A 22,966-nucleotide genomic window follows, 5' to 3' on the forward strand; every position below is an offset into this window, starting at 1 on the left:
TTCACAAAAAGTGTGTTCACTTTCAAATTTTTTAGCTATATTTAGAGAACACCCAATCCCATCCCTCGGACTTCCGCTTAACTCCAAGCGGAAGTCCTTTTGTTTTTAACGTTCACTAAAGAGAACACTCACAGTTTTTTATATTTGGTACATGAATTTCAAGCAGGCTCTTTCCGGCACCGTTTCTCGCATTCTCCGATTCATAGGAATAATCGCAGTCCTATACGTAAGCATGGTATTCTACCTCGCCCTCACCGAACGCAGGAACGCCTACCCGCGCGCCATAAGCCACAACGAGGCTAGAGCCGCCATACAAGAAACAGCGAAAGCCGCCGAATGCTCGCTAGAAGACGGCACAACGCTCAATGGCTGGATTGTCGGGAACAACGAAGCACCGGCCCTTCTTTACTACCCTGGTGCCGACGAAGATGCGGCACAGTTCCTCGCCGAAATGGGAACGACAGACGAACTCAGACTTATAGCTTTCAACTATCGCGGAAGCGCCGACAACAAGGGAACACCCTCCCAAGAAACATTCGAACCCGACGCAAAAGCCATCGCTGAATGCGCCTCACAACTGGCGGGTGGTCACGTGCAATTCCTTGCAGGGCGCGGAACAGGCGCGATTCTTGCCGCAGAGCAACTTGGCAACAATCAATCACTTATTCTTATCGACCCCGTAGAAAGCATCGCCGACGCTCTTGCCAGAAAATATCGTTTTCTCTATCCAAAATTTCTCGTACGTTCAACGCTTCGCATGCCTGAAAAAGAGCTGTCCAAAAGGCAAAATCAAGTATCCATTCTCTTTGACCGCAAAAGCGAGCGTGATGCCGCTCACATCGTTTTCGGAAAGATTCCAAATTCCAAAGCCACAGAAAGGCTCGGAGAAACCTTCAAAGACATCATTTTAAAAAACATACAAAAGAACTAATTCATCCGTAAATCCTTATTTTATAAGGGTTTCTGCGCATCGACCGCTCTCGTGACACGTAACGACATTTTTACATAAGTGTGACGAATATCAAAAAAAAGCCATTTTATTGCTTTTTTCTTACCATGGTTGCAACAAGCGAAAAAAATTATTAATTTATTGCCAAAACAACAAACAAACAAAGAGGTGTATAATGGAAAACATTGTTGTAAAAATGGACATCCGTGGTTTCATCCGTTTCTCGGAAGATGTAGCCAAGGCCATCAAGCTCGACAAGATTGCGGAGAAGGCTCCCAACAAAGAAGCCTACGCCGACATCGAAGTGGATCCGGTTGGCAAGCGCATTTCCATCTTCCCGACGGCCAAACTCAAAACCACTTCCTTCCGTTTCACTCCGAACAATAAGGGTTACCTGCTCTACTTCAAGGGCGCCCTGAATGCCATCGGTGAAGAAATCGCGACGGGAGCTTACTACCTGACTCAGGAAAACGGTAAGTTCATTTTCACTGGCAAGAAGCCTTCCAAGAAAAAAGGTCCGTGGCAGGTTCTCGCTTGCCGTAACTCCGTCGGTCTCCCGATGCTCTCCATCGACTCCCGCGGAACCATCATCTTCGACAAGCGCACCAGCGGCGACAAGACCGGCGTGAACACGGCTGTCAACAAGACCATGGTTGCCGAATACGACACTGCGAAGAAGACCTTCAAGCTGACCTTCAGCAAGGACAAGGGCTTCATCAACGTTCGTACTATCGCGAGCCATGCCAACGCCTCCTTCATGGGCACGCTCTCTTCTCACGGCATCGCCCTGCCCAAGAAGAGCTTCCGTACCACCTGTAACATTAACGGCAAGGTAATCACGTTCAGCATTGCCTCCCTCGTTGCCGAACAGAAGGCCGCCGCTAAAGCAAAATAAGGTAAAGAATGTTTGAAGTTCTCAGCGTTTTTTACCCGACCCACTATAATTTTGCTGCACTCAGCATTCTCTTGACCATTACGATCATTTGGTTGCTGACAAAGAAAAATTACAAGTGGACCATTATCTTTCTCGTCATCCTCGTGGCGTTCAATATCGCCATATACAAAAGGACCGAGGGAAAGACATGGACTATCAGCTTTGACGACGAAACATCAAAAAGTTCCGAAATTCAGGAAGGCGCAAAAACCTACACCTTCTCTGCACACAAGAACTGGACGGTTACCGACGAAAAAGGGAAGACCTATCACTGGTGCTGGGTTGAAGACTGGTGGGCTGAGTTCTCAAGCATGGATCTCGTAGCCACAATATGGGGCGAAAACAAAAGCAAGAAGATGATGAAAGCTTCTGAGCAGCGTTTTAACGAGAATCCACAAGACTAAGCCACTAGTCAATATTCTTCAATAAAAGTTCACCGGTCTCCAACTGGAGTACGGTGAATTTTTTTATCCACTCTCCCGGAGAGGCGACCACCCCGTTTTCCACATTCCAGACGCCGGCCAGATGGTGATGTCCATGAACGCAGATGTCGCAAGCTTTTTCGCGAAGGACACTGTTCCCCCATTCCAAATACTCGTCAAGGGGAATGACCTTGTTTTCGCCCGCCTTGCGACTGCTGCGGCCGACAAACCGGGCAAGAGCCATTCCCCAGTCCGGGTGAAACATTCCAAAAAGCCAGCGATTCAAAGAACAATCCAAAATTTTACGATAGAGCCTGTACTTCCAATCCGACTTGATTACACCATCGCCATGGGCGACATATATCCGCTTTCCCTGGATTTCCAAGATGGCATTGTCATGGACATGCGCACCTACCGATTTTTCAAAGAAGTCCCCTAGTGCGAAGTCATGGTTGCCGCGGAACAAATGGACCGACACTCCAGACTCCACAAGGTCTGCCAGCGCCCGGATTAAAGGCAAGTGATTTTTAGAGACATAGTCGCGGTACTCGAACCAGAATTCAAACAAATCGCCCACAATGACAACATGACTCGCGCACCCTTTCCAAGAGCGCAACAGTTCGACAAGCTTTTTTTCTCTGTCGGGCAAACATCCCGGGGGATCAATACCCAGGTGAGCATCCGAAATGAAATACGCAACTTTATCCATCAAGCACAATGTAACAAGATATAAGGGCGATGTCCGTTCGGCAAAATAAAATACTACCTTTTAACGCATGATTTTAACGGAGACCACACAGGGCATTTCTAGAAAACTCGTTGCGATTACGGCAATGGCGTTTTGCATGTTTGCCCTGAGCGCATGCTCTGTAAACCTGGCCCAAGCCGACCGAACCGCCATCAGCAGCGAAAGACAAGAACATCCGTTCTACAGGGAAATCAATTTACACCGCAACGGAAATGTTCAGCCCCTATCCGAAGATTTGAAAAAAGCGTATTCGTCGGCCATCAGCGAACAGGCATTTCCTTCGGACAAGTGCTACGGCAATGCAGACATCCACGTATCGGTAGCCCCCTCCAGCAAGGCCGAAGGCAGCGCTTGGTATGTTGGAGCAGCATTCATCCCCCTTTGGCCCGCGCTCCCCGTAAACGAAGACTGGACATTCACTTTCTCCACGAAATTCTACTGCGAAGGGGCCCTTGTCCAAAGTATCGAATACATCGAGAGCGAACACGTCGAAGCCTTCTGGTACGGAATCCTGCGCAGCGATCTTGTCAACGAGGCCGCAACGGAAATGCACCGCAAACTCATCGAGCGGCTGGCATTCGAATTCCAGGAGCAACGGCAAACCGACCTCAATAGCGCAAGCGACTATTAGTTACTATCTTTTAACTATGCCGCACACCCTATACATCGTAGCGACCCCAATCGGGAACATGGAAGATATTACCTACCGAGCGGTTCGCATCCTGAAAGAAGTCCCCCTGGTACTGGCAGAAGACACGCGCCATTCGCGCATACTCTTCGACACATACGGGATCACGACTCCCATGGAACCCTACCACGACTTCAACAAGGAAAAAGTCACTCCGAAATACGTGGAGTACCTGCAAAACGAGGGCGACATCGCTCTCGTGAGCGATGCCGGCACGCCGGGGATTGCCGACCCCGCATTCAACCTGGTCCGCGAATGCGTCCGCAACGGCATCGACGTAAGGGCAATCCCCGGCTGCTGCGCCATGGTCGCCGCCCTCGTCTCTAGCGGCATGCCCACAGACCACTTTACCTTCCAGTACTTCTCTCCGAAAAAAAGTGCCCAGCGCATACACCTCCTGGAAAAACTCAAGGATGAAGAAGCCACGCAAATCTTTTACGCAAGCCCGCATAACATCGACAAGTTCGTAGAAGAAATCGGCCAAGTCTACGGCAACATCAAGATAGCCCTGATGCGCGAACTGACAAAAAAATTCGAAGAACACCTCATCGGGACTCCGGAAGAAATCACTACTCACTTCAAGGCGCGCCCGCCCAAAGGCGAGTTCGTCCTGATATTCAACCCCCAAGATAAATCAGGCCTCTGAACCCCTAGCTTAGCAACATGCCGAAAATCATAGAAGCGCTCAAGCCCATACCAAAGCTTTACTGGATTTACGCAGTCGCTGTTCTAATTGCAGAAGCGGCAATCTTCACCACCCGCCCCGACGAACCGGGCCTGTACACGCAGAACCTCCAGTTTGCGCCCGTCGCCATCGCCGCCGTATTCTTCATTCTGCGCCCCATACGCAAGAACTTCAGGCTCTCGTTCTACACCTACACAGCCATAGCGTTTCTCTTTTTGGCCTTGGACTACCTGAGCGCAAGCCACGCCGGATTGATCCAGATTTCCGTGACGTTCCTCCCGGCATTCCTGTTCTGGATGATTCTGTTCATTCGTTGGAACTACCGCAAGATTAAAGAAAAGGAATCCCGGCAGGCACTCGCACTTTCCCTTATCGCATGGGGTTTCTATGCGCTCGCCTTCCCGCCGTTGCCGCTCGGGCCCGCAGCGCCCATCTTGCTCGTCCCGTGGTTTATCGTCCTCAACCGCTACAAGCGCGGCACAATCATGTTTGCGACATTCTGGTCGGGGATGTTGTTCAACACCATCAATTACTACTGGATATATAACGTCATGCACGTCGAGACTGCGCCCTCCGGGCTCATCCTCTTCGGGCTCGTGCTGCTCATTGCGTTCTTCAGCGTGCATAACGTCCTTGCTGCATTCGTGTACACCTTGGCGAGGTCCATAAAAATCAAGGGAAAGCCGTGGCTACTCGTTCTGTTCCCGCTGTTCTACGCCGGCCTCGAAATGACGCGCACCCGCGGGGACTTCAGTTTCCCGTGGAGCCACCTCGGTTACGCCTTCGGCAACCAGCTGGAACTCCTGCAAGCGCTTTCCTTCATAGGCATTTTCGGATACACGACGATGATCATCGCATCGAATATGATTGTCGAAAAGGGAATCCGCCGCAAAGGCATCAAGAAAAAATGGCCGGTCCTCATTCCCGCATTCATTTTGGCAGGCCTTGCCATCCAAGGGTCTATCGTTCTTTCGCGGGCCGACGCACAACCATTCTATATTAAAGATGGCGACAAGGCACCGAATATCGCACTTATCCAACCGAGCATTGCACAAGGAGCCAAGTGGAGCCGGGCTCGATTCGATTCCATTGTCGACAAGACGCTCGGGATGGCCTACGACAGCGTCCCCGATAGCACAGACATCATCCTCATGGCAGAAACAGCCATTCCAGACCACCTCCGCCGTCAACCGCTAGTCATAAGACGTCTGCAAAAACTGGCAAACGACAAAGATGCCTATGTCTTGACCGGAGCACTGGACCACATGAGAATCAAGGACTCAGACGGTCCCCGCCGGTACGAAATCTACAATTCGTCGTTCATGTTCTCTCCAGGAGGGGGCAACGGGTGGCAACGCTACATCAAAAAACACCTGGTACCCTTCAGCGAAAGGATTCCCTTCGACGACATCTTCCCCATCCTGAACTATGTCGACTTTGGCGAAGGGGATTTCGTCCCCGGCACCGAAACTCCCGTCTACGACCTCTACCACTGGACTCCATACATCTGCTACGACGCCATATTCGGCGACCTCGTACGCGAAGCCGCCCGCGAAGGCTCTCGGCTCATGGTAAACATCACTAACGATGGTTGGTTCGGCAGGAGCACTGCCCCAGGGAACCACCTCAACCTAGTCCGCTACCGCGCCATCGAGACCGGCATGCCAGTCGCGCGCATCGCCAACAGCGGCATCAGCGCATTCATAGACCAATACGGCCACTACAGCCATAACACGAATTTGTTCGAGACCACTGTAGTCCAGCGCAAGATGCAGCTAAAGACAAGGCACACGCTTTACGAACGTATCGGCGACACGGTCGAAACGGCCCTGCTGTGGTTCTTCTTAATTTATTTGGTGACCTGTTCTGCCGGTTGCATACTGCAAAGGAAAAAGCTACAGCAGCAGTAACGGCGGCCAATGCCCGGCCTTCGGGCGTTCCCGGAACGAAGCTCCGGGCAACAGGTTCTTGAGCTTGAGCGTCTGCGCAGGCAAGACACACGTATCTTGGCGGCCATAGACAACCTGGATATTCCGCCCCTCCCCGACCGGTTCTGTAACACGGGTTTCGGCAAGGTAGTTCAAGCCCTTGGACAGCAATTCCTTATTCACCTTCTTGGCGGCAGCCATCCAATCGTCTTGCCAATCGCCGAACTCGTTTTCAAAAACTTCTGCAAAAGTGTTAAGAGAAGGTTCCGGATTTGTCAAGCACTGCTTCGCCATAAAGCGCAAATTCTGCTGGGTCCATTCCCCACTATCGTCACAGAAGTCGGCAAAGGGAGAAAGCAAAATCCAATCAGATTTTTTTAAAGAAGCAGAGCTCTTCATAAGGGCAAGCGCCCCCAGGCCCCAGCCCACCACGGTCGTCGCTTTATCGATTCCGGGAATGCGGCTGACGTCATCCAGTTGTGCAATCATTGATTCATACGGGACGAAGGTATGGTCGGCCTGCGGAGCGACGTTCACCAGATCGTCCTCCCATATAGCCATATCGACAGCCCAATCGGGCAACCAGAACCATACTTCTTTCATGCTACCCATCCATTTATGAATTCAACAGTCTATCCAAAAGATATACTGCATAATTCGCAAAAACGCAACACCTATCGAAAAAAACTTTTCATTCTTGCTCGGTTATGAAATTTATTGTAACCTATATTACAAAAAAATACTCCCCAAAACGTTATTTTTGCACATTTATTCAAAAAAAGTTATAAATTTTCAAAGAAATCGGGTCGTTGGGTCATTATTCCAACTTGGAAAAATTTGGAGTTTTCTTTTTTACTACGAGTTTGTTATGATAAGGCGGTTACAAAAGACAGCAGCAAAAATCTTGCTTGCATGCATTGCCTTGGGAGCCATGGCAACTGCTTCCAATGTACCGTCTCCGGCTCCCAACGGGGTCCTCTACGACGAAGACCGGTTGCTGAGTGCGCAAGAAGCTGAATTTCTCAGGGCCCTTGTCACCGAAGTCTACCTAAAGACCGATGTCAAAATTGCAGCTGTCCTGATGAACGACTCTCGAACAAACGAGACCTACGCCTATGCCAAAGAAGTCGCCAACAAATGGAGGCTCGAAGGCAGCGACACCAAGGGAATCCTAGTCTACGTGTCCATGAAGGAACGCAGCAAGCACGTCATCGCAAGCGAAGGATTCAGTACAAGCTATCCAAATATCGATTTCAAGAAAATTGAGCAGAAAGCGTTGATGCCAGATTTCCGCGTCGAAAAATACGGCCGGGGCATCGTCAACTTCATCTGGGAAATATCCGGCGAAATCCTCGCAGCAAGCGGCCAAACATTATCGGTCAATCCCGACAATCTCCTTGCCGACGAACCATTCCCATGGCAAAACTACATCTTCATAGGGATTGTATTTGCAGGCCTCGTCGTAGCATTTTTCTACGCTCGTCCCAAAAAAACGCGCATATCCTCGACCAAGCAAGCAGGTTTCAACGGAACATTCTGCAACTTTGAAAATTTCAACGGCGGATTCAAGAGCCGGTAAGGCGGTACACTATGCAAAAGATTCTGACACTTCAAGAACTCAAATCTTCTGAATGGCCCACTTTGCTCGAAGCGGCACTCAGCAACAACCTGGTATCCGCATTCCTGCACGGCGACTGCCTCATGGAAAAGTACTCCCCACTACAAAGCCCGTGGAATATAAGCTTTATTCTCCGATCCAATTCAGCAGAAGATCTCAAGCCTTTACAAGACCTCGCAGAACGCGCCAGCCGCAGCAACATCTCGTTCGGGTACACCTTCACCGCCGACGAAATCATATCGCTTTGGCACGAATTCCCGCTGGAGTTTTTGCATATCGCCTACAGGAACGTGGTCATCGCCGGGGCTGTCCCCATTGCCCAAGGCGCCGCCCCCCGTAACGAGTTACAAAAGGAATGCCAGGCGGAACTTCGCGGATTCCTCATCCAGATGCGCCATCAGATGATGACGCCCAAGTTCAATTTCAGCAAGACCGCAAAACTGTGGGAAACAAAGCTCTTGCCCATCTTGTACGGCGTGTACTTTTTGCAGACGGGCGAATATCCCGCCACGGCAGACCAAGTCTACATGTACTTGCAAAATATCCCCAACGGGGCCGCGCTATCCACAGGCGGAATCGAAAGCCAGAACGCATATCTGAATGCAATAGAAGCCCTGGCAAATAATCTGGGGGTGTAGAAGCGAGAGGCTCGAGCAATGAGCTATGAGCGGTGAGCGATGAGTCTTTGAGAGACTAGAGAATAGAGACTAGGGGCTAGTGAAAAGAATCACGCACTTCGTGCGTCAATATAAGACGGCGAAGCAGTGATATTTCTCCCTAGATCCTAGCCTCTAGATCCTAGCCCCTAACCACTATCTCCGTCTTCCACTTGAACGGCCACCAAAGCGCCCGTTGTCGGAGCTACGGTCGTCCCTTGAACTTCGTTCGTACTGACGCGGAGCAGGTGCCGGAGAGGGTCTCGGCGCGGGTGCAGGCGTTGCCCTTGGAGTTGGCGCAGGGGCGGGAGCTGGAGCGACTCTCGGAGCCGGAGCAGGTGCAGTTCTGTAACCGGCCTGATTGTCGGCAGCGGGCCTATACAAAGCCGGAGCAGGTGCCGACGAACGTGTTGCCGGAGCGGGCGCTGCAGAACGCGGCGCTGGAGCAGGAGCCAGAGCTCTTGACGGAGGGGCTTCCCGGTGTGCCGGAGACATTTTCGGCGCAGGGGCATGACGCGGGGCCGGAGCCGTATAACGCGGAGGCGGTGGGCCATATCCCGGTCTGGGAGCAGGCCTAAATCGGTGCGGATGGTGCGGAATCGGGCGGTGCGGATACCACCGATAATTGCGCACATAAATCACACGCGGGCCCCAGTCGAACCAGCAGGTTCCCCAGCCCCATTCTCCATACCATGTACCAAGCCAAACACCGGAACTATAGCGGACATAAGTCGTATAGCCATCGGAGCGGACATAGTAAACAACACGGGGATTGTACACCGGCACGTAGACATATTCCGTGCGGGTCGGTTGAACGACAATAACCGTATCGGCACTGACCGTCACCTGTTCGTTAGACTTCAAGTGGCCGTTTTCGTAAGCCTTGTGACGCAAGCGCTGAACAGCATCCATGACACCATCCTTCTGGGCCGCGACAGCATCCCCCAACTGGTCGGTCCACGTGGGGTATTTGGCCATCATATCAAGAACCGTAGGGAACGGAATCAAGGCCTGAACGCTCGGATCGTAAGTCAAATTGGCATTTTCAATAGACTTGGCCAGAGTCTCGCCCTTTTCATTTTTATGGGATTGGGCAAAAGCATTCGCCGCAGGAATCTGGTCACCATAAGTTGAAGCCGTAAGCACATGGACCAGCAGAGGGTCCGGATAAAGGGCTATTGTCGAGACAAGCGTATCCAATTCGGCAGGCGAATAATTGGCCTGGCCAAAGGCAAATCCCGAAAACAGCAAAAACAGGGGGAGCGCCTTCCGAATCCACCGGGCAATAAAACTCGACTTCAGGGTGTTTTCAATCATGGAAACCTCTTACACCATAAAATACATCAATTAGATGTCCCTGACCACCGTTCGGTTCCAAAAAAAGCCTTTTTTTGCAAAAAAAGCCAACCAAAAAGAAATTACAACAACATTTTACAACACGTAAACTTGAATTAACAAAGCGTTTTCCGACAGAACATATAAATTTATGTAAAATGTTGGAGGCAACGTATGAATATGTTGGTTAGAGTTGTGGCGCCAGTCGCCCTTGTTGTGGGGTTAGGGTTTTCTCAGACCTATGACCTCCCTATTATCTTTGTTGACACCAAGCAAAAATGCCTGGACATGAATGTCACCGAAAAAATCCCTGCCACAATGAGGGTGTTGGACGGAAAAACAAACAGCGTGGCCGACAGTGCCAAAGGCACCCTCTATGACATTGGCATCAAGGTGAGAGGACAGTCCTCCGCCACATTCCCCAAGCCCGGTTACACCATCGAAGTCCGAGACAACAAGGGAGAAGCCATCGACGTGAGCATGCTCGGGCTCCCGCCTTCCGACGACTGGATTTTCCACGGGCCCTATGTGGACAAGAGCATGATTAGAAACTCGCTCGCCCACTGGTTCTTTAGGCAGGCTGGTCGCTATAGTCCCCGCACCAAGCACTTTGACCTCTACATCAACGGCGTGTATCGCGGCGTGTACGTGCTTATCGAAAAAATCAAGCGCGGCAAGTACCGCGTGAACGTAAGCAAGCTTAAAGAAACCGACATTGCCGGGGACAGCCTTACGGGTGGCTACGTCTGGGCATTCGATAAGACCGGAACCAATACCGGTGGCGCAGGCAACAACAACAAGGGCGGTATCGAACAGGAAGGTTTCAAGACTTCCGATGGCTTGAACGTCATTCTGCACTATCCCAAGAAGGCCAACATCCAGAAGCAGCAGGAAGAATACCTGAAGAAGTACCTGAATGACCTCGAAGGCCTCTTCAAGAACGGCAAGAACGGAGCCGGATACGAAAATTACGTAGACCTCGGATCCGCCATCGACTACGTTTTGCATCAGGAACTGACCAACAACGCAGACTCCTACTGGTGCAGTTTCTTCCTGTTCAAGCCCAAGGATAGCAAGGGCGGCAAAGTGACTCTCGGCCCTCCGTGGGACTTCAACCTCGCCATGAGTAACGGAACCCAACCCGAAAACGGCGGTGGCCAACAAGGCGGAGGCATGTGGGGCGGCATGGGCATGGGCGGCGGCTTTGGAAGTTCAGGCACCAGCGGCTGGCAAATCGAAAACAGCAGCAAGTTCGGCGGTGGCGGCGGCATGATGGGCATGGGCTTCTCCGGCCCTAACTGGCTGTACCAATTGTGGAAAAACGACTCAAAGTATCAGAGTGAACTGAAAAAACGCTGGGCTGAACTCCGTAGCGGTGTTTGGCACGACAAGACCATGGACAAGTACCTGGATTCCATGAAGACTTACCTGAAGAACGGCGCAGACAGGAACTTCAAGCGCTGGCCGAACTTGGGTAAAGCCAGTGGCACCTATGATTCCGACCCGGAACCGATGAAATACTGCAACCAGGGCGGCGGCCAGCAAGGCGGCCAGCAAGGCGGCGGCATGGGCGGCATGGGCGGCATGTGGGGCGGCATGGGCGGCATGGGCGGCATGGGCGGCATGGGCATGCCCATGGGCGGCTACAACGCTGATACCTGGGAAGGCGAGTTTGAACATGTCCGCAAGAAGATGAAAGAAAGAATGGCCTGGATGGACCAGCAGCTCGGCTTTACGCAACCCGCAAATCCGACCGTGATGGAACCTCTGGTAGCCGACATTCATGAACCGGATTGGCAGCATGACAAGGACTCCTCTGACACGAAATCGGGCAAAACGAATCCTGGCCAGACAACGAACCCGGGTCAAACGACGAATCCGGGCAAGACAACGAATCCGGGTCAGACAACGAATCCGGGTCAGACAACGAATCCGGGTCAGACAACGAATCCGGGCAAGACGAATCCCAGGGATACAAGTACGCACCATCATGGAGTTGGTTCAACAAACCCGTATATGGGCATGGACGATTTCAGCAGGCTCTCCCCGATGAACTTCTTTGCAGTGAATGACAATCATCTTGAAATTCATACAACTATTTCGGGTACGCTTGCCCTTATCGACCTGAACGGAGCTGTCCTGTACAAGACCCAAATCAAGGCCGGCGTCACGACCCTGAGGATTCCGTCCAAGGCAAGGGACAAGCACTGGATTGTCACCCTCAACGGCAAGATGATGAACAAATAATCTTTCGGTATTTTGAGATAGCCAAAGAAGGGCTGCCCAAGTAGGCGGTCCTTCTTTTTTTGGGCTAAAAAAGCGAAATTTCAGCTTTTTTCAAAAAAAAACAAAAATGTCAACATTGACAACGCAAAAAGCAAGTGTTCATCGACAAATATAAATGTCTTCCGGCAAATCATATAGATTATTAATGGTGTTTGGCCAAGGAGAGTATATGTTTAGCAAACCCAAAATTATTTTCTATGGCTTTATCTTTGCCATGGTAATCCCGTTGTTCGCGCAGACCATCGATCTACCTGCGATTTTCATTGACACCAAGCAAAAATGTCTTGACAACAAAGTCATCGAAAAGATTCCCGCCACCATGAAAGTACTGGACGGAGCAACAAACAATGTCGCTGACAGCGCCAAGGGGACACTCTACGATATCGGCATCAAGGTCCGTGGTCAGTCTTCTGCCATGTTCCCCAAGCCTGGCTACAGCATCGAGATTCGCGACGATAAGGGCGAAGGCACGGACGTGAGCATGTTCGGGCTCCCGCCCAGCGACGACTGGGTGCTGCACGGCCCCTATGTAGACAAGAGCATGTTGCGCAACGCACTCGCCTACTGGCTCTTTAGGCAGGCAGGCCGTTACGCTCCGCGCACCAAGCATTTCGACCTCTACATCAACGGAGTGTACCGTGGTGTGTATGTGATGGTTGAAAAAATCAAGCGTGGCAAGTACCGCGTGAACATCAGCAAGCTAAAAGAAACCGATATTGCCGGCGACAGCCTTACTGGCGGTTACCTTTGGGCATTCGACAAAGTCGGCACCAACACCGGTGGCGGCGGCAGCAATAACCAGGGCGGTATCGAAGCCGAAGGTTTCAACACCTCCGATGGTTTGAACGTCATTTTGCACTATCCCAAGAAAGCGAATATTCAAAAACAGCAGGAAGAATACCTGAAGAAGTATCTGAACGACCTCGAAGCGCTGTTCAAAAACGGCAAAAACGGTGACGGATACGATAAATACGTGGATCTCGCCTCTGCCGTCGACTACGTCTTGCATCAAGAAATCACCAACAACGGAGACTCCTACTGGTGCAGTTTCTTCTTGTACAAGCCCAAGGACAAGGGCGGCAAGGATGGCAAGGAATTCAAGGAAGGCAAAGTGACCCTTGGCCCGCCGTGGGACTTCAACCTCGCCATGAGCAATGGCGGCATGATGGGCTATGGCGGTGGCAACAACTGGCAAATTGAAAGCAAAGGTGGCGGCGGAGGCGGCATGGGTGGTTTCGGCTTCGGCGGAGGCGGCATGGGTAGCTTGAAAGCCCCGAACTGGCTCTCTGGACTGTGGAAGAGAAGCGATTACCAAAGCGAACTGAAAAAACGTTGGGCAGAACTCCGCAGTGGCGTTTGGCACACCAAAGTCATGGACGCCTATCTGGATTCCATGAAGACATACCTGAAAAACGCCGCCGACAGAAACTTCAAGCGCTGGCCGAACCTGGGACAAAACAGCGGCCAGGGCGATACCGACCCGGAGCCGATGAAATACTGTAACGGCAGCGGAAGTTCCGGCATGAAGATGGGCATGGGCGGCAACAACGCCAATACCTGGGATGGCGAAGTGGAACATCTCCGCAAGAAGATGAAAGAAAGAATGCAGTGGATGGACCAGAAATTCGGATTTACGGAACCGGCAAATCCGGTGGTCACCGAGCCAGTCGATCCTTCAATCCACAATCCCGACTGGCAGCACGACAAGGACACTACCGAAACAACAGACACCTCTTCTCAGGAAAAGCCGTTGGATCTTCGCATGGACGATTTCAGCAGGCTCTCCCCGACGAACTTCTTTGCCGTGAATGGCGACCATATTGACGTCCAGACAACTCTGGGTGGAACCTTCGCCCTTCTCGACCTGAATGGCACGGTTCTGTACAAGACCCGCATCAAGGCCGGCCTCACGACCTTGAAGATTCCTGCCAAGGCAAGGAACAAGCACTGGATAGCGACTCTCAACGGCAAGATGATGAACAGATAGCCAAGCTTAGATTCGAGCAAACCCGAAGGACTTCCCCCAAAACGGGAAGTCCCTCTTTTTTGCGATATTTCACCATTTTTTGAATGAATTTGCGGATGTTAAAGAATCAACGCTTATAGCGCATAATCTGTAATAAATGCATACTCCACCTATTAAATTATATAGATTATTATATGGAGTTAGGTTAAGGAGTATAATATGTTCTGCAAATCAAAAATTTTCTTCCATGGCGTCGTCCTAGCTATGGCGATTCCGTTATTCGCGCAGTCCTACGATTTGCCGCTGGTTATCGTGAACACACAAAACGGGCAAGCGCTCCAGAAAGGCGCCGACAAGATACCCGCCACCATGAGCATCCTGGACAAAGGCACGAACAGCATTGCCGACAGTTCCAAGGGCGAAAAATACAACATCGGCATCAAGATCCGCGGGCAGACATCCGCGGACTTCCCCAAAAAGGGTTACGGAATCGAACTCAAGGCGCGCCCCTGCACGAACGTCGCCGACACGGCCTGCCACGACACGAGCCTCAAGGTTTTAGGCATGCCCAAGAGCGCCGACTGGGTGTTCCACGGGCCGTATGTCGACAAGACGCTCATCCGCAATGCGCTCGCCTACTGGCTCTACCAGCGCACGGGTCGCTACAGTTCCCGTTTCAAATTTTTTGAGCTCTACCTGAACGGGCAATACAAGGGCGTGTACCTGTTGCTTGAAAAAATCAAGCGTGCCAAAGCCCGAGTGCATATCGCGAAACTCAAGGACGAAGATATCAGCGGCGACGACGTGACCGGCGGTTACGTGCTGAGCGTCGACAAGGTGGAAAACAACTCCACGCAGGGGTTAGACAAGGAAGGTTTCAAGAGCAAGGACGGCTCCCCTGTCGTGATGCGTTCTCCGAAAAAGGAAAACACCACCAAGGAACAGCAGCAGTATATCCAAAACTTCTTCAACTCCATCGAGCAAAAATGCGACCAAGGCGATATCACAAGCAGCGGTTGCCTCGACATTCTGGATATTGAAGCAGCAACGGACTACATCATCCACGAAGATGTCACCAACAACACCGACGCCTACATCTGCAGTTTCTACATGTTCAAGGACAAGGACAGCAAGGGCGGCAAGCTCCAGCTCGGTGCACCGTGGGACTTCAACTTGGCATTCGGCGCCTACCAGCGTGTCGGGGGCGAAAAGGCCGACGGTTGGCGTATTCCGCAGAGTGCAAATGACGGAGGCTTCGCTTTTGGCATGAACGAATGGTTTGTCGCCAAGTGGATCCAGAACATCTGGAGCAACAACACCTTCCAGCAAAAATACAAGGCTCGTTGGGCAGAGCTCCGCAGTGGCGTGTGGCACACCAAGAACATCGACCACTTCATAGACTCACTCAAGACCGTCCTCAAGAATGCGGCCAATCGCAATTTCGAACGCTGGCCGAACCTGGGCCAGTCTAGCGGCACCTGCGACGCCGACCCGATGGAATCCGGCAACAATAATGGCGGAAACAACGGCGGCATGTGGGGCTGGGGTGGCGGCGGCATGGGTTGCATGGGCATGAAGATGAACTACTACAACGAGCCCACGTGGGATGCCGAAATCGAGCATCTGCGCAAATATGTCAAGGATAGATTCGCATGGATAGACCAGCAGATGAGTTTCAGCGAGCCCGCCTCCCCCTTGGCAACCGAAGCGCTCATCATCGACGATTGGGGCTATTACGACAAAGACAACGACGACGATGACAAGCCGACTACTCCGAGTTCATCCAGTAGCAGTCCGGGTCCGTCAAGCCATTCAAGGTTTTCATCATCTTCAAGCAGCTCAAATCCTGGGAGAGACGCCATCATAGGCCATCAGGAAATAAGAAAACAGAACTTCTACACTCTCAACGAAAACAGGATTACCGTCCAGAGCGAAAGAGGTGGCATGTTCAGGCTCGTAGACTTCAACGGCAACGTTCTCTTCGAAAAGCAAATCCGCGCCGGAACGCAGTCGTTCCAGATTCCGCGCGCAGCACGCAATCAGCACTGGCTCGCTACACTGAACGGCAAGATGATCAGCCGATAAAGTTTACACTCCTCTCATAAAAGAAAGAGGCGTCCGCAAGGGCGCCTTTTTTACAAAGTATCGCGAAAACTTCAAACGTTGAAACAATAATCCTGATAGTAATTCGAATTAGAACCTAAACAGTAATTCGCCTAGAAACGAGCAAGACAAGGAACACGAACCGAAGCTGTATTGACATACAGCGAGAGTTCGCGTGACGCAGTATTGCGAAGTTTATCGGCGAATTACTTCGCGACTTGCTTGGCGAAGCTATCCTTAAGATCGACAGTCCTGTTAAAGACAAGGTGGCCCGGCTTGGAATCTTCGCTATCGAGGCAGAAGTAGCCCTGGCGCATGAACTGGAAGCGGTCTTCGAGCTTGGCGTCGGCGAGGCTCGGCTCCACCTTGGCCTGCTTCACGACCATGGATTCCGGGTTCAGGTAGTCGTGCCAGTCTTCGCCCTCGGGAACCGCGGCCGGATCTTCGAGCGTGAACAAATTATTAATCAAACGCACTTCGGCGTCCACGGCGTGTGCGGCAGAAACCCAGTGGATGGTGCCCTTGACCTTGCGGCCGTCGGGAGTCTCGCCACCCTTGCTCTGCGGGTCGTATTCGCAGTGAATCACCGTCACCTTGCCGTTGGCGTCCTTCTCGACACTCTTGCAGGTCACGAAGTAGGCGCCCTTCAGGCGGACTTCGCCTTCCGGCTTCAGGCGGAAGTACTTCTTCGGCGGTTCTTCCATAAAGTCGTCGGCTTCGATGTAGAGTTCCTTGCCGAACGGAACCTGGCGCTTGCCGGCGGTTTCGTCGTTCGGGTTGTTCTCGACTTCGATCATCTCGACCTTGCCGTCTTCCCAGTTGTCAATCACGAGCTTCACCGGGTCAATCACGGCCATCACGCGGTTTGCCGTCTTGTTCAGTTCTTCGCGGATGCAGAAGTAGAGCAGGTTCACGTCGACCATGGAGTCGGCCTTGGAAACGCCGATACGGTCGCAGAACTCGCGGATGGAACTCGGCGTGAAGCCACGGCGGCGGTAACCGCAGACCGTCGGCATACGCGGGTCGTTCCAGCCCAACACGGCCTTCGTCTCCACCAGTTCGAGGAGTTTGCGCTTGCTCATCATGGTGTAGGTCAGGTTCAGGCGTGCAAATTCAATCTGCTGCGGACGGTTGTCGAGACCAAGCTCAATCAGGAACCAGTCGTACAGCGGGCGGTGCGCTTCGAATTCCAGCGTACAGATGGAGTGAGTAATGCCTTCGATCCAGTCGCTGAGCGGGTGCGCAAAGTCGTACATCGGGTAGATGCACCACTTGTCGCCAGTGCGGTGGTGTGTGCAATGCTTGATGCGGTAGATGACCGGGTCGCGCATGTTCATGTTCGGGCTAGAGAGGTCTACCTTCGCACGGAGGCACTTCTCGCCGTCGGCGTACTTGCCGTCGCGCATTTCGCGGAAGAGCTTCATGTTCTCTTCGACGCTGCGGTCGCGGTAGGGGCTCGGACGGCTCGGCTTGCCGGCGTCGTTGCCGCGGTATTCCTGCATCTCGTCGCGGGTCAGGTCTTCCACGTAAGCCTTACCCATCTCGATGAGCTTTTCGGCAAATGCATAAATCTGGTCGTAGTAGTCACTCGCGAAGTATTCACCGCCCTTCCATTCAAAACCGAGCCACTTCACGTCTTCGCGGATGGAATCCACGTATTCCACGTCTTCCTTGGTCGGGTTCGTATCGTCGAAGCGGAGGTTCGTGATACCGCCGAAATCCTTGTACTTGTTTGCCGTACCGAAGTTCAGGCAGATGGATTTCGCGTGTCCGATGTGGATGTAGCCGTTCGGCTCCGGCGGGAAACGGGTATGCACCTTGGTGCGTTTGCCCGTCTTAAGATCGTTGACGATGATGTCCTGCACAAAATTCGAAGATTCGGGAATATCCATTGTGGTATCCTTTGAAAATTTTACGAGGGAAAATATAGAAAAACGCCCACTTAAAAGGGGAAGACCTCAGCTAATCATTGAGGCAACAAACCGAATGCCCGTAGTTCTCACTATTACCCCAGTTCTGATAGGCGTTTTTCACGATCACTCTATCGATTTTGACTGTTAATATCATATAGGACACACCATAGGGACTTCCTTCAGAAGAACTCCAGAAGCTTGCACCAGGATTCTTCATAGCCGTAGCTGTTTTCAGTTTCATACAAACTTTTGTTTCACGTTCGTAAAAAAACACACGTAAACAAACTTTTTCGGCTCATTTTCGCCGGAAAATCGTCTTACATATTACAGGACCATTCCGTCCTGCCGCTTTTCGGGGCGAACCCGACTTAATCTCATGACAGGAAAGAAGCAAAGAAAACAAAAACCGATTCGCAAGAAACCGATACCCGAGCGACTGCAAGGGCAAGTCTATCTGGATCCTAGGTTCGACACGGGCTTCAAGGAACTCTTCGACAGCGAGGATGCGCTCAAGGACTTCCTGAACGGAGTTCTGCAACTGGAGGGTAACGACAAAATCAAGAACCTCACCTTCACCTTTGACAAGACTATAACGATGCGTTCCGCATTGAGCAAGAAGGTCATCTTAGACATCTTCGCCACTACGGGATCAGGACGATTCATTGATGTGGAAATGCAGAAGGCGGAGCACGACTTCTTTACCGACAGGGCTATCCTATACAAGGCATTCCTGATTATCAAAGGCAAACAGGAAATGGAACATTCCAAGGAATTCTTGGCACTCTCCAAAGTGGAGCGTGAAAGCAAGCGCTACGAGCTTCCGGAGACGGTGGCCATATGGATTTGCGATTTTGATCTGCCCGATTCCAGGGAAGATGAATACCTAGATGAATGGGCGCTATATAGCCGCAACTCACTGAAAAACGGCAGTACCGCACCTATCTTCGCAAAAAATAAGTATATTATGATAAGTCTACCCAAATTCAAGAAATCCATCAGCGAAGTTAACGATTCCGTAGATGCTTGGCTGTATCTGCTGAACCACGCTGGGGACGGCAAGGAGTTGCCCCACTTCGGCAACGAAATCTTGGAAGAAGCCCTGGAGCGCATCCGGGTAGACAACGCAGACGATGAACTCTTAACGAGGCAGGAAAAGGACATGGTGACGAAGGAAGAATTATCAACGGTGATTGCCAGTAGAGTTCTTCGAAGTCTGGCAGGAGCCCAGGCCGAAGGCCATGCCAAAGGACTTGCCGAGGGACTTGCCGAAGGCCGAGCCAAGGGACTTACCGAAGGCAAATCCAAGGGGCACAATGATGCGATTTCCATACTGCAGGGCATGAACCTATCGCCCGAACAGATATCCGAGTTCAAGGCAAAACTTGCCGCATTGAGCAAATAGCCTCCCCCCCCCCGAATCAGCGCAAGCCTACTCGTTCCAAAGCCAGGTGCTCAGGTAACGCTCGCCCGTATCGGGGAGCACCGCTACAATGCGCTTGCCCTTGAATTCGGGGCGCTTCGCCACCGTGAGGGCACATTCCAAAGCGGCACCGGAAGAAATCCCGACAAAGATGCCCTCCTCGGCGGCAGCCGCGCGGGCCGCACTCCCGGCCTTCTCGGTGCTGGTGAGGTACACCTCGTCGACCACCTTCGGGTCGTAGATTTTCGGGATGAAGTTCGCGCCGATTCCCTGAATCTTGTGCGGGCCCGCGACGCCCTTGCTAATCATGGGAGAATCGTCGGGTTCGATGGCGATTACATAAATGTTCGGGTTCTTCTCCTTGAGGTACTTGGCCGTACCCGACACGGTACCGCCGGTCCCCGCCGTCGCGATGAACACGTCCACCTTGCCGTCGGTATCGCGCCAAATTTCGGGACCCGTCGTGAGGTAGTGCGCTTCCGGGTTTGCCGGATTCTCGAACTGCTGCGGGATAAAGCTTCCCGGGTTCTGCGCAGCAATCTCGTTTGCCTTCTCAATGCAGCCGGCCATGCCCTTCGCGCCTTCAGTCAGCACGACCTCAGCCCCGAGCGCCTTCAAGAGCAGCCTGCGTTCCATGCTCATGGAATCGGGCATCGTGAGCACCACCTTGTAGCCCTTCACGGCCCCTACGTAGGCAAGGCCCACGCCCGTGTTGCCGCTGGTCGGTTCAATGATGAGGGCCCCCGGTTTGAGTTTGCCATCGCGTTCGGCAGCCTCAATCATGCTCAGCGCCACACGGTCTTTCGCGCTGCCGAGCGGGTTGAACATTTCGAGTTTCACGAAGACTTCGGCTTCGCTGTCGTTAATCTTGTTGATGCGCACGAGCGGCGTTTTGCCGATGGTTTCGAGAATGCTGTTGTAAATAGCCATAAAAAAAGTTCTCCGTACTGTACGGAGAACAATCTAGCATTTTTTTTGATTTACTTGATTAATCCTGAACGGGGTGGACTAAGGTTACATACATATTTTCACACAGGCTTGCCTGTTGGCCGAGAATAGCATCGAGCGTGACACCCGTGAAATTCTTGACGGCACAAGCCATCCCTACATTATTCACCATTCCCTTTGAAGGATAATTATAGAACGAACCCGCAACCGATTCACATTCCGTTCTGAACAAAGTTTCCACACTTTCACTCTCCATAGATCCTGCCACTAAATAAACAATTACAGAATCAGAGTACTGAAGAATCGTATTGTAAAGATTACGCAAATTATAATACCCCGACAACCAGTTTGCAGAACGTTCTAGTCCGAATTTGTCCCTGAACACATCGACATCGCAACGAGTTGAACCCGCACCTACATAATATTTTTCTGAAGAAGAGCCGAACGCATAGTATCGAGCCGCTTCATAGACCCACAGTCCATCAAATTGGTCTATCTCGGATTTTGAGGGGAATGCCATCGCAAGGCTATCCAATACAGCACGCTCATCATCAGAGACATTCAACGTTTCAACATCCGGCTTTATGATAAAAGAACGATTTGCACTTGTATCGATACCCACTGCAGGCGACGAGGGCAACTCCTGGCGAGGATCAACAACGGGAGTATCCACGGGATTATTGTCATCGCACTTCTTCCCTGTCTCTTCTATGCATTTCTCGTTAGGGTCAATAGGATCGTGAGACGTTTCAACAAAGACGCTTGAACTGGAGAAATCGCGTGACGTCGAAGACAGAGTTGAAAAAAGCATAGTCGTTGAGTTTGCGCCTGTAGTAATAGCATAGCACAATTCGCCCGAGAAATTCGATAAACTATTAAAGGCTTTATTGAAATCAACGGTCGTATCCGCAGGAATTGATCCATCATCAAAGCAATACGCCTTCACGTTGCCATTTTCATCACAAGATTGTTCGCTATTCTTTCCATTATTGACAGAAACATTGGAATGGCACGAAGCAATAAATTCCGCGAGAAAGCTATCACAAGAGCTTCCAAAGTTTTTCATTTCTATGGATTTTTCAACAAGGCCGTTATTTACCTTGAGTTTTGCCTCATAGGATTTTCCATCAGCCGTACAAGCGGCTATAGCACCATTTTCTTCGCCATAGACAACAATTTCGCCACGGGAGAGGGGCTCTTTCGCGGTCGCTTTCGTCGAGAAAACAATGTCCTGAGCAACGTTAGCGGAATTGCCCTGGGAGCTACTTACAGAAGCACCATCCGAAGAGCTCGCAGCCACCTCACTAGAAGAACTTATGTTTTCAGCGGTTGCGTTCGGGACTGTCGTCGTCCCGGCCACGGAAGAATCTTCTAAGGAGCAAGCGGTCAGTGCACAAAGGGCAAGACCGATATAAGAGATCTGTTTAAGGTTAAGCATGGCTTCCTCCTTCAATCTTATTTGTAAATGGGAAAAGTTGGAAATTGAGTCCGTAGACCTGGTTTAAATTCTCTGTTTCATTGGCGATAGCGGCAATTTTCTTAGCGCAGGTATCGATTTCGGCGACAATGCGCGAGTAGTTCGCCTCGTTCACGCCGATGGTCATGCCCGTGAAGTAGCGTTCGCTCGCACTGTAGCGGTCGACCGCACGCACTGCCATGTTGCCCATCTCCTTGTGCATGGCACGGATGGCAATGGGCAACGCTTCCGGCGAACCGGTGACAGACTTCTCGGTTTGCGTATAGACTTTATCGCCGTTCTTCTTCAAGAATCCCGTTTTCACCAAAAAGGCAAGAATGTCGCGGACTTCCTCGGCGGAGATGTATTCTTTGCATTCGTCAGCGAGCTTGCGAGGCTGTGCGCCAGGCATCATCGGAGCAAGTTCACGAATGACAGGATACTTCCACGATTCATAATACTGGAAGGTTTCGCTATCCACAACGCGCACCTTGTGCTCAAGGGCGATTTTCTCCATCTTGAGGAGAGTCGCCTTTTTGTCGGCATCCTTAGTCGCCTTGGCAAGCACTACGAGCAGCGAAAAGTATTCCTCTTCGTACCCAGTAAGGCCCATTGCCTTGGAAACCTGCAGCATCTTGACCTTGCTCAACCCGCTCTTCCCTTCGCATACCAACTTGAGATACGTCGGGGAAGTAAAACCGGCAAGCTTGGAAAACTCCCTCCACGAGAACGCGCCCGTACGCTTGCGCTCGTCGTAGAAGTCTTGCATGTACTTGCGGTAGTCTTTGTATTCAGTTATCGGTTTCATGTTTATAAATCTACCTAGAAAAAACGATTTGTGCAATAGTTGGAATGATACAAAGTTCAAAAAATTCAACAATTTTCAACAAAAATTAGTTAAAATATGCAGA

General features: G+C 51.4%; 19 protein-coding genes. 12 read left to right on the forward strand and 7 right to left on the reverse strand.

Annotated elements, in window-relative coordinates; genetic code table 11:
• Window positions 1–151: 151 nt before the first annotated feature.
• The 3 genes from Q0Y46_RS03340 to Q0Y46_RS03350 all read left to right on the forward strand — a co-directional run bounded on the left by Q0Y46_RS03340 (window position 152) and on the right by Q0Y46_RS03350 (window position 2,287).
• The gene (locus tag Q0Y46_RS03340) at window positions 152–931 is read left to right on the forward strand and encodes an alpha/beta hydrolase (RefSeq protein WP_295678827.1); all 780 of its coding nucleotides are present in this window, start codon (window positions 152–154) and stop codon (window positions 929–931) included.
• A gap of 193 nt (window positions 932–1,124) precedes the next feature.
• The gene (locus Q0Y46_RS03345; protein ID WP_295678830.1) at window positions 1,125–1,844 is read left to right on the forward strand and encodes a hypothetical protein; all 720 of its coding nucleotides are present in this window, start codon (window positions 1,125–1,127) and stop codon (window positions 1,842–1,844) included.
• An 8-nt stretch (window positions 1,845–1,852) separates the two neighbouring features.
• Window positions 1,853–2,287 carry a hypothetical protein gene (locus Q0Y46_RS03350; RefSeq protein WP_295678834.1) on the forward strand — a complete coding sequence of 145 codons (435 nt, stop codon included), beginning with the start codon at window positions 1,853–1,855 and terminating at the stop codon, window positions 2,285–2,287.
• A 4-nt stretch (window positions 2,288–2,291) separates the two neighbouring features.
• On the opposite strand, the gene Q0Y46_RS03355 is transcribed toward Q0Y46_RS03350, so the two are convergent.
• Window positions 2,292–3,014, reverse strand: coding sequence for a UDP-2,3-diacylglucosamine diphosphatase (locus Q0Y46_RS03355; protein ID WP_297944851.1), 723 nt, complete (start codon window positions 3,012–3,014; stop codon window positions 2,292–2,294).
• A 67-nt stretch (window positions 3,015–3,081) separates the two neighbouring features.
• Between Q0Y46_RS03355 and Q0Y46_RS03360 the strand changes: the two genes are divergently transcribed.
• Genes Q0Y46_RS03360 through lnt form a run of 3 tightly spaced genes read left to right on the forward strand, consistent with a single transcriptional unit; the run spans window position 3,082 to window position 6,336 of the window.
• Window positions 3,082–3,684, forward strand: coding sequence for a hypothetical protein (locus Q0Y46_RS03360; RefSeq protein WP_295678840.1), 603 nt, complete (start codon window positions 3,082–3,084; stop codon window positions 3,682–3,684).
• 16 nt (window positions 3,685–3,700) lie between these two features.
• Window positions 3,701–4,387, forward strand: coding sequence for a 16S rRNA (cytidine(1402)-2'-O)-methyltransferase (gene rsmI, locus Q0Y46_RS03365; RefSeq protein WP_297944855.1), 687 nt, complete (start codon window positions 3,701–3,703; stop codon window positions 4,385–4,387).
• A gap of 17 nt (window positions 4,388–4,404) precedes the next feature.
• Entirely contained in the window at window positions 4,405–6,336 is a 1,932-nt protein-coding gene (lnt, locus tag Q0Y46_RS03370; protein ID WP_297944857.1) for an apolipoprotein N-acyltransferase, read from the forward strand.
• On the opposite strand, the gene Q0Y46_RS03375 is transcribed toward lnt, so the two are convergent.
• Window positions 6,322–6,957, reverse strand: a complete 636-nt coding sequence (locus Q0Y46_RS03375; protein WP_297944861.1) for an alpha/beta hydrolase — start codon at window positions 6,955–6,957, stop codon at window positions 6,322–6,324. The two genes, lnt and Q0Y46_RS03375, sit on opposite strands and share 15 nt — an antisense overlap.
• Window positions 6,958–7,222: 265 nt before the next feature.
• Between Q0Y46_RS03375 and Q0Y46_RS03380 the strand changes: the two genes are divergently transcribed.
• Together Q0Y46_RS03380 and Q0Y46_RS03385 are read left to right on the forward strand one after the other, a co-directional pair.
• Window positions 7,223–7,933: a YgcG family protein gene (locus Q0Y46_RS03380; RefSeq protein WP_297944864.1), complete on the forward strand. Its 711-nt coding sequence runs from the start codon at window positions 7,223–7,225 to the stop codon at window positions 7,931–7,933.
• A gap of 11 nt (window positions 7,934–7,944) precedes the next feature.
• A complete protein-coding gene (locus Q0Y46_RS03385) occupies window positions 7,945–8,610 on the forward strand; it encodes a hypothetical protein (RefSeq protein ID WP_297944867.1) in 666 nt (221 codons plus the stop codon).
• A 174-nt stretch (window positions 8,611–8,784) separates the two neighbouring features.
• Here Q0Y46_RS03385 and Q0Y46_RS03390 read toward each other — a convergent pair whose 3' ends face one another.
• A complete protein-coding gene (locus tag Q0Y46_RS03390) occupies window positions 8,785–9,945 on the reverse strand; it encodes a DUF3300 domain-containing protein (RefSeq protein WP_297944870.1) in 1,161 nt (386 codons plus the stop codon).
• Between the two features lie 192 nt (window positions 9,946–10,137).
• Here Q0Y46_RS03390 and Q0Y46_RS03395 point away from each other — a divergent pair, with 192 nt between their 5' ends.
• From Q0Y46_RS03395 to Q0Y46_RS03405, 3 genes are all read left to right on the forward strand, one after another.
• Window positions 10,138–12,210 carry a CotH kinase family protein gene (locus Q0Y46_RS03395; protein WP_297944871.1) on the forward strand — a complete coding sequence of 691 codons (2,073 nt, stop codon included), beginning with the start codon at window positions 10,138–10,140 and terminating at the stop codon, window positions 12,208–12,210.
• Window positions 12,211–12,418: 208 nt separating this feature from the next.
• Window positions 12,419–14,236, forward strand: a complete 1,818-nt coding sequence (locus tag Q0Y46_RS03400) for a CotH kinase family protein (RefSeq protein WP_295678864.1) — start codon at window positions 12,419–12,421, stop codon at window positions 14,234–14,236.
• Window positions 14,237–14,434: 198 nt separating this feature from the next.
• On the forward strand, window positions 14,435–16,300 hold the full coding sequence (locus Q0Y46_RS03405; protein WP_297944876.1) for a CotH kinase family protein: 1,866 nt from the start codon (window positions 14,435–14,437) through the stop codon (window positions 16,298–16,300).
• Window positions 16,301–16,524: 224 nt separating this feature from the next.
• Here the strand turns inward: Q0Y46_RS03405 and Q0Y46_RS03410 are convergent, their stop codons facing one another.
• Window positions 16,525–18,210, reverse strand: coding sequence for a glutamine--tRNA ligase/YqeY domain fusion protein (locus Q0Y46_RS03410; protein ID WP_297944878.1), 1,686 nt, complete (start codon window positions 18,208–18,210; stop codon window positions 16,525–16,527).
• Window positions 18,211–18,607: 397 nt separating this feature from the next.
• Here Q0Y46_RS03410 and Q0Y46_RS03415 point away from each other — a divergent pair, with 397 nt between their 5' ends.
• Complete coding sequence (locus Q0Y46_RS03415) at window positions 18,608–19,633, forward strand: Rpn family recombination-promoting nuclease/putative transposase (protein ID WP_297944881.1); 1,026 nt, start codon at window positions 18,608–18,610, stop codon at window positions 19,631–19,633.
• A gap of 27 nt (window positions 19,634–19,660) precedes the next feature.
• Here the strand turns inward: Q0Y46_RS03415 and cysK are convergent, their stop codons facing one another.
• From cysK to Q0Y46_RS03430, 3 genes are read right to left on the reverse strand one after another with little or no spacing between them, the layout of a single operon-like run.
• Window positions 19,661–20,581: a cysteine synthase A gene (cysK, locus tag Q0Y46_RS03420; RefSeq protein WP_297944884.1), complete on the reverse strand. Its 921-nt coding sequence runs from the start codon at window positions 20,579–20,581 to the stop codon at window positions 19,661–19,663.
• A 58-nt stretch (window positions 20,582–20,639) separates the two neighbouring features.
• Window positions 20,640–22,037: a hypothetical protein gene (locus tag Q0Y46_RS03425; protein WP_297944887.1), complete on the reverse strand. Its 1,398-nt coding sequence runs from the start codon at window positions 22,035–22,037 to the stop codon at window positions 20,640–20,642.
• Window positions 22,030–22,863, reverse strand: a complete 834-nt coding sequence (locus tag Q0Y46_RS03430) for a TIGR02147 family protein (RefSeq protein ID WP_297944890.1) — start codon at window positions 22,861–22,863, stop codon at window positions 22,030–22,032. The genes Q0Y46_RS03425 and Q0Y46_RS03430 overlap by 8 nt, the downstream gene beginning before the upstream one ends.
• Window positions 22,864–22,966: the final 103 nt, after the last annotated feature.

Origin of the sequence: uncultured Fibrobacter sp. (genome assembly GCF_947305105.1) — a bacterium.
Classification (GTDB): domain Bacteria; phylum Fibrobacterota; class Fibrobacteria; order Fibrobacterales; family Fibrobacteraceae; genus Fibrobacter.

Coding starts and splice junctions, on each gene's coding strand:
- Q0Y46_RS03410 (WP_297944878.1), bottom strand. CDS start 18,210: ATGGATATTCCCGAATCTTCGAATTTTGTGCAGGACATCATCGTCAAC.
- Q0Y46_RS03360 (WP_295678840.1), top strand. CDS start 3,082: ATGATTTTAACGGAGACCACACAGGGCATTTCTAGAAAACTCGTTGCG.
- Q0Y46_RS03430 (WP_297944890.1), bottom strand. CDS start 22,863: ATGAAACCGATAACTGAATACAAAGACTACCGCAAGTACATGCAAGAC.
- Q0Y46_RS03375 (WP_297944861.1), bottom strand. CDS start 6,957: ATGAAAGAAGTATGGTTCTGGTTGCCCGATTGGGCTGTCGATATGGCT.
- Q0Y46_RS03395 (WP_297944871.1), top strand. CDS start 10,138: ATGAATATGTTGGTTAGAGTTGTGGCGCCAGTCGCCCTTGTTGTGGGG.
- cysK (WP_297944884.1), bottom strand. CDS start 20,581: ATGGCTATTTACAACAGCATTCTCGAAACCATCGGCAAAACGCCGCTC.
- Q0Y46_RS03415 (WP_297944881.1), top strand. CDS start 18,608: ATGACAGGAAAGAAGCAAAGAAAACAAAAACCGATTCGCAAGAAACCG.
- Q0Y46_RS03400 (WP_295678864.1), top strand. CDS start 12,419: ATGTTTAGCAAACCCAAAATTATTTTCTATGGCTTTATCTTTGCCATG.
- lnt (WP_297944857.1), top strand. CDS start 4,405: ATGCCGAAAATCATAGAAGCGCTCAAGCCCATACCAAAGCTTTACTGG.
- Q0Y46_RS03355 (WP_297944851.1), bottom strand. CDS start 3,014: ATGGATAAAGTTGCGTATTTCATTTCGGATGCTCACCTGGGTATTGAT.
- Q0Y46_RS03425 (WP_297944887.1), bottom strand. CDS start 22,037: ATGCTTAACCTTAAACAGATCTCTTATATCGGTCTTGCCCTTTGTGCA.
- Q0Y46_RS03390 (WP_297944870.1), bottom strand. CDS start 9,945: ATGATTGAAAACACCCTGAAGTCGAGTTTTATTGCCCGGTGGATTCGG.
- Q0Y46_RS03350 (WP_295678834.1), top strand. CDS start 1,853: ATGTTTGAAGTTCTCAGCGTTTTTTACCCGACCCACTATAATTTTGCT.
- Q0Y46_RS03405 (WP_297944876.1), top strand. CDS start 14,435: ATGTTCTGCAAATCAAAAATTTTCTTCCATGGCGTCGTCCTAGCTATG.
- Q0Y46_RS03345 (WP_295678830.1), top strand. CDS start 1,125: ATGGAAAACATTGTTGTAAAAATGGACATCCGTGGTTTCATCCGTTTC.
- Q0Y46_RS03380 (WP_297944864.1), top strand. CDS start 7,223: ATGATAAGGCGGTTACAAAAGACAGCAGCAAAAATCTTGCTTGCATGC.
- Q0Y46_RS03385 (WP_297944867.1), top strand. CDS start 7,945: ATGCAAAAGATTCTGACACTTCAAGAACTCAAATCTTCTGAATGGCCC.
- Q0Y46_RS03340 (WP_295678827.1), top strand. CDS start 152: ATGAATTTCAAGCAGGCTCTTTCCGGCACCGTTTCTCGCATTCTCCGA.
- rsmI (WP_297944855.1), top strand. CDS start 3,701: ATGCCGCACACCCTATACATCGTAGCGACCCCAATCGGGAACATGGAA.